At 45.8% G+C, this 13,052-nt stretch carries 7 protein-coding genes; 3 read left to right on the forward strand and 4 right to left on the reverse strand.

Features of this window, described 5'->3' with window-relative positions; translation table 11 throughout:
- Positions 1-2,649: Calx-beta domain-containing protein (locus QUA57_RS14780; protein WP_333061964.1), on the reverse strand; the 2,649-nt coding region annotated here is incomplete at its 3' end.
- 290 nt (positions 2,650-2,939) lie between these two features.
- Between QUA57_RS14780 and QUA57_RS14785 the strand changes: the two genes are divergently transcribed.
- Positions 2,940-4,295, forward strand: a complete 1,356-nt coding sequence (locus tag QUA57_RS14785) for an AAA-like domain-containing protein (protein ID WP_333061963.1) — start codon at positions 2,940-2,942, stop codon at positions 4,293-4,295.
- Here QUA57_RS14785 and QUA57_RS14790 read toward each other — a convergent pair.
- Together QUA57_RS14790 and QUA57_RS14795 are read right to left on the reverse strand one after the other, a co-directional pair.
- Positions 4,292-5,149, reverse strand: a complete 858-nt coding sequence (locus QUA57_RS14790; protein ID WP_333061962.1) for a calcium-binding protein — start codon at positions 5,147-5,149, stop codon at positions 4,292-4,294. The genes QUA57_RS14785 and QUA57_RS14790 overlap by 4 nt on opposite strands.
- 79 nt (positions 5,150-5,228) lie before the next feature.
- Positions 5,229-6,116, reverse strand: a complete 888-nt coding sequence (locus tag QUA57_RS14795) for a calcium-binding protein (protein WP_333061960.1) — start codon at positions 6,114-6,116, stop codon at positions 5,229-5,231.
- 298 nt (positions 6,117-6,414) lie between these two features.
- On the opposite strand from QUA57_RS14795, the gene QUA57_RS14800 reads away from it, so the two are divergent.
- Entirely contained in the window at positions 6,415-10,185 is a 3,771-nt protein-coding gene (locus tag QUA57_RS14800; protein WP_333061958.1) for a WD40 domain-containing protein, read from the forward strand.
- A gap of 328 nt (positions 10,186-10,513) precedes the next feature.
- Here QUA57_RS14800 and QUA57_RS14805 read toward each other — a convergent pair whose 3' ends face one another.
- The gene (locus QUA57_RS14805; protein WP_333061957.1) at positions 10,514-11,125 is read right to left on the reverse strand and encodes a 2OG-Fe(II) oxygenase; all 612 of its coding nucleotides are present in this window, start codon (positions 11,123-11,125) and stop codon (positions 10,514-10,516) included.
- Positions 11,126-11,992: 867 nt separating this feature from the next.
- Between QUA57_RS14805 and QUA57_RS14810 the strand changes: the two genes are divergently transcribed.
- Positions 11,993-12,784, forward strand: coding sequence for a DUF3050 domain-containing protein (locus QUA57_RS14810; RefSeq protein ID WP_333061956.1), 792 nt, complete (start codon positions 11,993-11,995; stop codon positions 12,782-12,784).
- The last annotated feature ends 268 nt before the right edge of the window (positions 12,785-13,052 follow it).

A 13,052-nucleotide genomic window follows, 5' to 3' on the forward strand; every position in this document is an offset into this window, starting at 1 on the left:
TGGTGTTGGTGTCGGAGTTTCTGTGGGAGTTGGTATTGGTGTCGGCGTTGGTGTCGGAGTTTCTGTGGGAGTTGGTATTGGTGTCGGCGTTTCTGTCGGTGTTGGTGTCGGAGTTGGAGTGGGATTAGAGTCATCACTATCATCATTGACAATGATGCCCGTACTTTGGTTGGCGGCGGGATCGATGGTGGCGTTGGTGGCGTTGTTGAGGGTAACGCTGAAAGTTTCATTCGCCTCGAATTTGTTGTCGCCGTTAACAATTACAGCGATCGTTTTTGTTAGCGCTTCTGGCGAATTAAAGATGAGATTACCGTCATTATCTTCGTAGTCGATATCGCCCGTAGTAGCCGTACCGTCATATGTCTTGTAGTTAACAGTAATGGGCAAACCAGAAGCATTGGAGAGGCTAACGGTGTAGTTGTAGGTAGTTGTGCCTGTATTGCCTTCAGCTTGGTTAATCGTGGCGGGGGCGATGCTGACAGTTGGAGGGTTATCGTTATCTGCAATTGTCAAAACTGCATTGTTGTATCGATCGCCAACTGTAGCATTTCCCGTTGGATTAGTTAGAGATAAATTAACCGTTTCGTCAGCTTCGTCGATCGCGTCATCGGCGATCGGAATAGTAACAATTTTTGGTGTCGTATCGCCGGCGGCAAAGTTAATTGCGATCGGCGTATTGGTGTAGTCAGCAGCAACAGCAGTGCCATCCGTCAGCGTCAGCGTTGCCCCAACTGCACCTTTGTTACCACCGATGCGATCGACAGTAATCGCTGCACCTACAACTGTACCGCTTTCATTCACCGTGTAAGCGGGGTTGCTCAATTGCAGTAAGCCGGGGGAAGGTTGAGAAAATTCGGAAGTTTCGTTAGTTGTTAAGTTAGTAGCAGTAGTAACGATCGCCCCTGTTGCAGTTAAAGGCGGCGATATAAAATTAGCATTGCCAGCAGCATCAGTGATGACATTAACAAAGTTGAGATAAGTTTGTCCTTCGCCGTTACCGCTGGGATCTAGAACAGTATTGTCAAAAAATTCGACGCGGAAATTTGTATTGGGAATGCTGTTGAGAGTGCCGCTAATAGTAATGTTGCCGTTGCTAGCAGTTGCAGAGTTTAAAACAGGAAAATTTTGCAAGCCGTTGCCGCCTGTGTCCGCATCTCCCAAGTCGTTTGGAGTAACGCCGTCGCTAGTTAGGGGATCGGCATCGCTATCGAGATCGATACCCAAAACACTATTGGAAAAAATCGAATTGCCTAAGATTGCCAAGCCGTTGCCACCAGTAACTTGAATGCCGTTACTAGCATTAAATGCGATCGTATTTCCTTCTCCTGCTGCGGTGCCGCCGAGGCGGTTATTGACACCAGTATCTTGAGCTATAACGCTGTACAAGGTATTGGGTAAAGGAGTGCTGCCGTCAGCTTGCGTGCCGATATAATTGCCGATAACGCGGTTGCCAGTTGTCTCGTTGCGCTGGAATAAGACCGCCACTTGGTTGCCGGAAATGACATTGCGTTCTTGGGGTGTCGCGCCACCGATGATGTTGCTTTCGCCAACACCGATGAAGATGCCAATCAGATTTCCCAAAGCGGCAGTACCGGTGATATTAGTGCCGATATAGTTGCCGACAACCCGGTTTGCCGCAGGTACAACGCCTGAACCGGGCCCTTGTAGAAAAGCAATACCCGCAGTCTGACTGCCAGAAATGATATTGCGTTCTTGAGGCGTTGTTCCACCGATAATATTGTTAGAAGCGCTGGCAATAAGGATGCCATACAAATTGTTTCCTAGCGCTACATTACCCGTGATATCAGTGCCGATGAGGTTGCCAACAACTCGATTTTGACTAGCAGTTGGGCCTTGGATCGCAATTCCGCTACCAACAACCGCACCAACACCCCGATTGCCAGAAATCAGGTTTTTCTGAATCAGATTTTCAGGCGCATTTTGGATAAAAATGCTGGTACTTTGGCCGATCGCAACAGTACCGGTAATATCAGTGCCAATGCGATTGCCGATTACTTGGTTGTTGCGCGCAGCGATGCCGGAAATCTCGATACCAACCCCAAAAGTGGTGTTAAGCAAAGTGATGCTGCCGGAGATTAAGTTGTTCTCGATCCGATTATCTGGAACGCCATCAATCCAGATCCCCCTGCGGTTGCCCCGATCGATCGTACCCGAAAGATCGGTGCCGATATGGTTGCTGGCGATCTCGTTGCCGCCATTGGTTTGCAAGCGGATGCCTGCCAAGCTAAATCTGTCGATCGCTAAACCTTGCACGGTACTGTTCCCAGCAGTGATATCAAGTCCGACCATCCCAACTCCGGCGAGGTTGCCGCTGAGTTCCACCAGTGGCAAACCGTTATAGCCCGCGCCGCCTTGACTCCAACCATCGACGATCACTCGATCGGATATGGGCGGCAGTGCGGATAGAGGCTGAATTAATTGCTGAGAACCGATCGCCCCGATATTAAAGGCGATCGTGTCGCGATCGGCCGCAGTACCGACAGTACCGTTAATCTGTGCTTGTTCTGCCACTGTCAAATCAGGAACATTCAGAGTGCCATTCGCAACCAGAATTGCCTCTCTGAGGGTGAGGACGGCATTCCTGATATTTGAGTCATCTGTGCTATTAACGGTAATCGTAGCAGCCATAATTTTTCTCCTTATACCCTGGCGTTGGCGAGGTTCGGCTATTGTTGGTGAGGCGATCGATAATTGCGATTGGGCGATCGGCAATGAACTTGCTTCTAAACCAGTTTATTTCCTAAGAACAAAACCGACCAGGGGAGTAACATCAGGCTTTTCTACAAGGAGTGAAAATAAAAACTCAGGTTAAATCAGTTAAAATAGATAAAAGTCAGGGTGACTTTTCCAGGCAGGAACAATATATCTCTTCTCAAAGTCTGCATACTTACGTATATACGTACTTACCGGTCGAGCCCATGAACTCAGAATTAGACTTCTCTTGGAGCCAAACCAAAGAATCTGCCGATCGCATTTTTGCTCAAAATACCGGCAAATATCTCAGCGACATCGAAATGAAAGTCCTTCAAGGTTCTTGGGAAGGCAAAAGTTACGATGAAATCGCCAAAACTTACGGCTACAGTGCTGAATACCTCAACAAAGATGTTGGTAACAAATTGTGGCACAAGCTTTCAGAAGCGTTAGGAGAAAAAATTAGTAAGAAAAATTTCAAAGAAGCTCTAAGGAGATTTGCCTCGCCAGACTTACGTCAACATACTAACACAAATCCGCCCTCGCCAACACTGAAGGCGACCGCAAATTTGCCATTTCCCGAAGGTTCGGTATCATTAGATTCTCCTTTTTATGTAGAACGTTGCAACATTGAATCTTTGTGCTGCGAGACAGTTGTGAAACCCGGTTCGCTGATTCGGATCAAAGCACCGGAAATGATGGGCAAAACTTCATTGATGACCAGAATTTTAGCTCAGGGCGATCGGGAAAAATATCACGCCGTCTATCTCGATTTAAGCGCTGCAGACCGAGGAATATTAACAAATTTGGATAAATTTCTGCGCTGGCTGTGTTTGATGGTAAGCCGACAGTTAAAGTTAGAAAACAAGTTAAACGAATATTGGGATACGGATATTTTGGGCAGCAACGATAACTGTACGGTTTACTTTGAAGAGTATTTGCTGGCAGAAACATCAGGGCCTTTGGTTTTGGGGTTAGATGAAGTCGATCGCCTATTTCCCTACACAGAAGTAGTTGAAGATTTTCTGGGGATGCTGCGAAGCTGGCACGAAAAAGCCAAGATTTCGGATACCTGGAAAAAACTGCGGTTGGTAATGGCGCATTCTACCGAAGTTTATATTCCTTTGGACATGAATCAATCTCCGTTTAATGCGGGAGTGCCGGTTGAGTTGCTGGAGTTTGACAGGCCGCAAATTCACGATTTAGCTCGTTTGCACGGCTTGGAGTGGGATGAGGGGCAATTGCAAAAGTTAATAAGTGCGATCGGCGGACATCCTTATTTAGTAAGATTGGCAATGTATGAGATTAGTTGTGGCCAAACCTCATTAACTCAGCTATTAGAAAATGCGCCATCAGAATCGGGAATTTACAGCAGTCATTTGCGGAAGCATTTGGAAATACTGCAACACAATCCAGAATTAGCTTTGGCTTTGAAAAAAGTTGTTAATTCTGCCGAACCAGTTGAATTAGATTCAATGCAAATTTACAAATTGCACAGCATGGGAATTGTGCGGCGGCAAAACAATTATGTCATGCCGCGTTGCAATTTGTACCGCGAATATTTCTGCCGCGTTTTAGGTTAAAAAGCGGAGATAAACACCTGATTGGGGTTGACATTGGTAATATTTTGGTCTTGCACAACACCAATCAAATCACCCTTGTAGAAGACTCCCGTGTCTTGGGCATTGCTACCTTCCCAGTTGCCAAGCCCAAGCGAATAACCGTCTGTTAGAATGCCTTTAATTTGGATTTTATCGCTTTGAGTTAAGCTAAAGTCCGTAATTGTGGCGTACCCATTTCCGAGGTAGTAAACGCTATTTGCGTCACCCAACGCGAACCTGTCGTTTCCAATGCCACCTGTGAGGAGGTCGAATTCATTTTCCCCAAAGCCGAAACCAGTAAGTTGATCGTTACCACTTCCGCCCAAGAGACTGTCATTGCCGATACCGCCAAGCAGAGCATCGTCTAAATTACCACCAATCAGCCGATCGTTACCAGGGCCGCCAACTAGATAGTCGTAGCCAACGCCGCCATATAAAGTGTCATTACCAGCACCACCATCGAGAACGTCGTTGTTAGACCCACCATCTAGATAGTCATTTCCACCAAGACCCAACAATATATCGCTTCCTGCATCACCATAGATTGTGTCAGAGCCCAGCGTTAATACAGGGCCATTGGGGCCTTGCATCCATTCAGGATCTTTACCAACTAACTTGGGTCGGAATTGACCGTTATTGAAGGTATCGTTGTCATTGAAAGGGGTTCCATTAATAATTGCCATTTCAGTTGCTCCTTGTTGTTCAAAATTAGGGCGTAGAGATTGAGCGAAACCCACGTAGATGAATTTTGTTTGTGTAGGCAAGGGTGCAAGTTCGATGACGGGCGTCGCCACATTCGACTTGCACCCAGACGAGCGGTTTCCAACCGCAGGCAAGCGGGGTATTTTCTCTTAAGTTGACACGCCAAGAATGGGCGGAGCGAAGCGGAGTGTGTGCAGCGCCCTACAGATAGAATCACACAAAAGAGAGGGTTAAATCCGCAGTCATTGTGTCCGAAACTACGGCAATCATGTCACCTTGATAAAATATTTTTGTGTCTTTCAGAGAGTCATTGCCGTAATCGTAGTAGCCCGATACAAATTCGTAGTCTTGCTTTTGACCGACCATCAAAATTGCATCTCCATCTGCTTTATTAAAGTCCCGAATAATTGCATAAGCGTGCTCACCTAAGCCATCTAAGTAAGGAACTTCAAACTCTGGGCCGTCGATAACTAGCGAGAATGTATCGGCTCCGGAACCGCCAATTAAGGTATCGACTTCATAATAATCGTATCCGTCACCATTGGCGTGACCAACAAGAAAATCGTTGCCGCTATTCCCTTCTAGCCAATCGGAATCGCCACCGCCATAGACTTTATCATTGCCAGTACCGCCAAATAGGAAGTCGTCACCGTCAAGGCCTTTGAGTGTATCTGCACCGCCACCGCCAAAGATGTCATCGTCCGTGTAATGCTTTCCTACTAGGTAGTCATTTCCTGGTGTTCCCGTTATGTTGTCATTGGGTAAGCCACTGATTTTATCGATGCTGCCAAATAAGCTGTTAGTAGAGTTGCTATCTGCGGCGATTACTTCACGTATTTCTACCATTGGATTACCATCGTCTTCTGTCCGGGGAACATCGGTGAAGTCTTCAATAAAAGGGGATTTATTGGGATTCGGATCGCCATCGGGGTCGGTCCGGGGAATATCGGTAAAGTCTTCAATCAAACCGAATTTATTAGGCTTAGGATTCGGATTATCTGAATCAGGGTCTTCAGTCCGGGGAACGTCGGTCAAGTCTTCAATTAAACCGAATCTCAAGGTAGAAATGTTAGCGTCGGTGATCGTTCTAAGTTCTGTCATGGTATTAATCCTATTTATGAGTGTATTCTGAGTTTGTCAAAGCGCTAAGTGTTTGTATTTGTTTGCTGCACCTTTCGCTTTCTGTTATCAGTGTCTTCGTAAAACTCTTGAACTTCAATGGTGATAAAATCAGGTATTATAGGAACTGATAAAGAGCTTCGCACTCGGAATTTATCGGAAAAAATCAGGTGCAGCCTGACAAAGCATCATCAAAATCAGCAAAAATCAGGTTTTTTGGTAAATCTCTACATAGTCAGGTTTGCGATCGTACAATCAAATCTAGATTTTGGTGCAGGCAATGATGAAAGAATCTCCAGTTAGTTATGAATATCAGATTGGCGGGAGTCTCCCCGCAGATGCGTCGAGTTACGTGACGCGACAAGCAGACTTGGACTTTTACGAAAGTTTGAAAGCGGGTGAGTTTTGTTACGTTTTGAATTCGCGGCAAATGGGCAAATCTAGTTTGCGGGTGCGGGCGATGCAAAAATTGCAAGCTGAAGGTACTGTGTGCGCTTTTATCGATTTAACTGGGATTGGCAAGGAAGATGTAACTCCCGAAAAGTGGTATGCAGGCATTGTCAATTCTTTGGTCAGTAGCTGTCAGCTAGGTAATAAAATTAATTGGCGGAATTGGTGGCGCGAACGCCGGGACTTGTTATCTCCCGTCCAGCGGTTTAGTTTGTTTATCGAAGAAGTTATTTTAGTTGAAATTTCCCAAAATATGGTTATTTTTATTGACGAGATAGATCGAGTATTGAGCATGAATTTTTCGGCTGATGAGTTTTTTGCTCTGATTCGCTGGTTTTACAATCAAAGAGTTGACAATCCTCTGTACCGGCGTTTGACTTTTGCGCTGTTGGGGGTGGCGACGCCTTCGGATTTGATTGCTGATAAAACTCAAACTCCTTTTAATATTGGTAAGGCGATCAATTTACGCGGTTTTAAGATTGATGAAGTGCAGCCTTTGATTGATGGTTGGCAGGGGCAAGTTGCCAATCCTGAAAGTGCGATCGCAGATATTTTGGATTGGACGGGGGGACAACCTTTTTTGACCCAAAAGCTGTGCAAGTTAATGCTGGAAAAGGAGTTGAAGAAAGTTAACGGCAGAGACGCAGAGGGCGCTGAGAAAGACAGGCAGGATGCCTGTTCGATCCCCACAGACGGGCAGGATGCCTGTTCCAAACAGGAGGACGGAGTTGAGAGGTTGGTGAAGTTGCGGATTGTGGAGAATTGGGAGTCTCAGGATGAGCCTGAACATTTGAAAACTATTCGCGATCGCCTTTTGAGAAATCAGCAAAAAGCGGGGCAGTTATTGGGGCTTTACCAGCAGGTTTTGCAATCCGCGAACCCCCCCCAGCCACCCCTTAGCAAGGGGGGGCTAAATGCTGCTACTTCACCCCTGGGAAAGCAAGAAATAGCCACTCTTGCTCCTCCCCTTAGCAAGGGGGGGCTGGGGGGGGTTCTTGCTGATGGCAGTCCCGAACAAACGGAATTGCGACTGTCAGGTTTAGTGGTGCAACAGCACGGAAAATTAAAAGTTTATAACCGAATCTATGCCGAAGTTTTCAATCTTGAATGGGTGGAAAAACAGTTAGGAAAGCTGCGACCTTATTCGGAAAATTTTAATGCTTGGAAGGCTGCCAATTTTGAGGATAATTCGCGGCTCCTGCGGGGTCAGGCGCTGCAGGAAGCTTTGGAATGGGCAAAATATCAAAGTTTAAGCCATCTGGATTACCGCTTTTTAGCGGCGGCTCAGGATTTGGAAAAGCGAGAAGTTGAATTGGCTTTTGCACTGCAAGCTGAGGAAAGTCAAATATTGGCACAAGCTAATGAAACTTTAAGTCTGGCTCAGCATCAAGCTAAAACAGAGTTAACGTTAGCTAAAAAACAAGCTAGAAAAATAATTGCGATCGGCTCGACAATTTTAGGGATATCTTTAGCAGCAGCTATCGGCGTACAATTGCAAGTAATTAAAGCAGATCGAGAACTCGCAGAAACTAAAATAGTCCTCGAAAGCTTGTCGTCAAAGACAACTTTAGCCTCAAACCCTTTTCCAGCACTGCTTGAAGCACTGCAAGCAGCACATAAACTTAAAAAATTAGAGGCATTCAGTCCGGCAAAATCCGAAACTAAGATGCAAGTATCGATCGCCCTCCAACAAGCAATTTACAGCATCCGAGAGCGCGATCGACTCCTCGGCCACCAAGCTGTCCTCAGAAACGTCGTTTTCTCGCCCGATGGCAAAATCCTCGCATCCGCTAGCGAAGACGATACTGTCAAACTCTGGAACCCAGACGGCATCTTACTCACAACCCTCACCGGACACCGCGACAACATTTGGACTGTCAGTTTCTCACCTGACGGCAAGACGATCGCATCTGCTAGTGACGATGCTACTATCAAACTCTGGAACATTGAAAACGGCACACAAATTAGAACCCTTACGGGGCATAGGGGCTGGGTGAGAGGAGTCAGTTTTGCTCCCGACGGATTGGCGATCGCATCTTCTGGTTCCGACGGCACTGTCAAACTCTGGAATCCCGCAGACGGCACTTTGCTCCAAACCTTTACTGGGCATAGGGGGTGGGCAACAAGCGTCACTTTTTCGCCCGACGGGAGGGCGATCGCATCTTCGGGTAGCGATCGCACTGTCAAACTCTGGAATCCTGTAGACGGAACGGAAATCGCAACGCTGAGGGGCCATACCAATGCTGTCAGAAGTGTCAGTTTCTCCGACGACGGCAAAACCCTAGCATCTTCGGGTGAAGACGGTTTAGTCAAGCTGTGGGATGTCCAAAACCTGACTCTCCTCAAAACCCTGCAAGCCCACACCAGGCAAGTCTGGAACGTCAAATTTAGTCCCAGAGACAGCCGCAGCCAAACTCTGGCTACCGCTAGCGAAGACGGCACCGTCAAATTGTGGAATTTATCGCAGTTAGGAGACATCGAGCCGCAAACGCTCAAAGGACACACCGGCAGGGTTGCCAGCCTTAGTTTCAGTCCCGACGGCCGCACTTTGGCAACGGCAGGTACCGATCGCACGGTACGACTCTGGAACCTCACCGGCATCGAACCGAAAGTGCTTGAAAGCCACCGCCGTCAGGTTTTCAGTGCGAGTTTCTCGCCCGACGGCAAAACTGTTGCCTCCGGTAGCAACGATCGCACTGTTAAATTGTGGAATGCACAAAACGGCAGCGAAATCAAAACTTTTCTAGGACATCGAGGTGCCGTCACCAGCGTCAGTTTCGCCCCTGACGGCAAAATTTTAGCATCTGCAGGAAGCGATAAAACTATTAAATTGTGGAACCTAGAAACTGGCACCGAAATCAAAACTCTTTCAGGACATCAGAGGGGAATTGATAGCGTTGTTTTCAGTCCCGACGGTAAAATTTTAGCATCAGCCGGAGTCGATAAAACTGTTAAATTGTGGCATCTAGAAAGCCGTACTCAAATCAAAACCTTCACAGGACATCTCGAAAGAGTTAGAAGTGTCACATTCAGTCCCGATGGCAAAACTTTAGCATCCGCAGGAAACGATCGCGCGATCTATTTCTGGGATTTAAAGAATTTAGAATCTACTCCAAGAAGGATTCTGAGAGCCCATAACAGCCGAATTACCAGCCTGCGTTTCAGTCCCGACGGCAAAATCTTAGCATCCGCTTGCGATGACAGCACCATTAAATTGTGGAATGCAGAAACACGCACCGAACTCAAAACGATCAAAGGACACGGAACTTGGGTAAAAAGCATTAGTTTCAGTCCCGACGGCAAAACGATCGCATCTGCAAGTTTCGATCACACAATTAAATTGTGGAATGTAGCAGACGGCCAAACGGGATCGGAGGTGCTGCCCCTACAAACTTTTGGGGGACATAGCGATCGAGTTAATGACGTTAACATCAGTCCCGACGGCAAAACTCTTGTTTCTGCCAGCGATGATTCTACTTTAAGGATCTGGAATTTGGAACTTGATGTAGATAATTTAATGAAACTGAGTTGCCAATGGCTGAGCAATTATATTGCTAATCATCCCGAAGAAAAAGCGCTCCCCGAAATCTGCAATCGTTAAAAAACAGGATTTACACAACTGGCACTTTAAACAAAGGTATGTTGTTGCGCTTCAGCGCTCTTTCATATCCTAAGAGCGCTGAAGTGCAATAACATACCTAAAAGTCTTGTGACAGTTGCGTAAGTCTTGAGATTAAAGATTTGGCAACGACTAATGAACTAAGGGTTTGGTTCAGGTGCCTACAGTGGCCTTCTTTTTTTACGGGTATAAACAAGCGCCCAACATAGAGCTGGGTATTTAAGTTTTTTTTGTAGGTAGCCTGACAGTAGTTCCTGCTTAGGGAGACATTTTGATTGTCAAAGAAGCTGTTTTTTTTAGATAATAAACCTTACTTGGTTTTGGCTTTTACTGCCCTAGATTCCACTGTGAATCCTGGAATATCTTGCAGTTCTGTTTCGTTCAAACTGTACTGTTCGCAAACCAAACTCAAACGAGTTCCGGTACTTTTAACAGCGTTGACAGAGTGAGTCAAATCTCCTTGAAAATAAATTAGCGAGTTGGCTTGCGGCTTAATCTGCCCGACTTGCTGTTTGTTGCGCCGCAGTATCAACTCTCCCCCTTGCAAGTTCGGCGGTACTTGTACGTATAAAACGCTGACGGCTGCGGGAGGTTCAACAGTTTTGCAGTACGATCGCAATGATCGATCGATATGCGGATCGACGCGGGAACCTTCACCCAGCAACAAAGGGTTGAGGTAAAAAGCATTGCATTCAGGCTGTAATGCTTGGTCTAGATAGGGTTTGAACAAGGGAAACCGCCGTTCTACTTCGGCGATTTCCGCACGTTGAAACACCACGGAAAACCCTTTTGTGCCAATGAAATCGCGATTGAGGTTGTTGATTGCTAGATAAGGGGAGGCTAGAATTGCTCCTCGCAAGTCGTTGAGGTAGTCGATCGAGAAAGCGTTAGGATGTTGGCTATAGTATTTCAAGGCACTCAAAAATCATCAAATTTTAAGGAAACAGCAGATAGAAATGCAGCAATCGCTCAGATTTGGGATTGCTTCGTTCCTCGCAGAGGACATAATAATCTTGATTTCAGTCCGTTTACTTAAGTCAAGGGTTTTTCTTAACTGCGAGCGATCGCCCGCAAGTGTAGAAACCGACTAGCAACGGCAGAATATCAGTATACAGGCGATCGTTGTGGTGATTCGATTATATTGCCAATTTCATTATACATGATGCCGCTCAGCAGCCGATCGCCCATTTATTTTAACTTGTGGAATTGCAGGGGCGGGCCTAATTTCCGCGATCGCATCCGGCCTCTGTTTTATCACTAATTTCTTGAGTTTGCTAGCTGGAAAACAGATGCGTGTTGGGGCTTTGTCGCAAGCATCTTGCTAAAACAAGCAACCCGTGCATTAGGTCAAAACCCTGGGAGGGCGATCGACAATATCTAACTGGCGATAGAACGTTAATAAAGTTTACAAATAGAGGGTGGTCTAAAAAATACCAGCAGTCGCAACAGTTACTAAGTAATTATTTTAGATTAAATTAATATTTTTCTGCGTAAAAAAAGCAAAGCTACCAGGTATACAGCACTTTGCTTAAAGATTAGGTACCAATAGTCCGGACAGTTTTCAATCACTAAGCGCAGAATGCGGGTTTGGGCCTTCTCAGTGAGGTCAAATGCTAACGGTAGAATGAGGGTTTCAGCCTCTGTCTCAAAAACTGTCCGGAGTATTGGAGGTACAATAGTAGAGTGCAAGGTTATTTTGCTCATTGCTGTTACTGTACCTCTTAGTCAGGCAAAGTGCTGTATCAGGGTGTAATTCCAGCAAATCGCCAACAATACTCTGGAGTAAATTATGAATCACCATCAAATTTCAGAAACCTTAGATCCATACATTCAGTTATTAGCACAAACCTCCACCGCCCGCAATGCACTACTCACTCACTCAATTTATCAGCACGTCAATGACTTGAAATCTCTGCAAGTGTTTATGAAATCTCATGTTTTTGCTGTCTGGGATTTTATGACACTTCTCAAAACGCTGCAACGTCGATTGACTTGTATTGAATTACCTTGGGTTCCTCCCATAGATATCCATTCAGCGCGATTAGTTAATGAAATAGTTTTGGGAGAAGAAACCGATGAAATTTCTCCAGGTTATTACTCAAGTCACTTTCATCTCTACCTAGCTGCAATGGAAGAAGTTGGTGCAGATAGCCAACCAATTCGGAGTTTTATTGCGGCTATTCAACAAGGTTTTTCTGCTAATGAAGCTCTGGCAAATCTGCCGATTCCCGAAGCTACTAAAACTTTTGTAATGACCACATTAAAAGCAGCAAGCGGATTGAATCACGAAGTTGCCGCAGTTTTTCTATTAGGTAGAGAGGATGTGATTCCCAAGATGTTTCAACAAATCCTTACCCAACTAGAAGATGCTCAAGGTATTCCCTGCAATTCGTTTCGTCTTTACCTGGAAAGACACACCCAACTGGATGAAGAGCAACACGCCCCAATGGGACAGAAACTATTAAGAAACATTTGTGACAATGACTCTATCAAATGGATGCAAGCTGTAAATGCTGCTAACAATGCTCTGCAAGCACGCCATTGTTTGTGGGATGGCCTCAATCAGTGGATTCAACAATAGTTGAATCGGAAATGAGCGCGCTCGCCCTTCCTTTTAAATTAGACCTCTCCAAAAAATAAATAGGCGGGCGATCGCACGTATGTTATAAGGGAATTTTACTTAAAAAAAATGAATCAACTCCTGGAACACATAGAAAAACATCCCTGAGAAAATCAAAGGCTGTTAGGCTTAAGTTACGACCAACTAATAGGACTAATTACTCACGCATCTAGCTTGTACGACCGGCACCAAAAAGCTGCGTCAAGTCAGAAAATACGCCCGATCCAAT

The organism is Microcoleus sp. Pol7_B2 (assembly GCF_036701035.1).
Lineage (GTDB): Bacteria > Cyanobacteriota > Cyanobacteriia > Cyanobacteriales > Microcoleaceae > Microcoleus.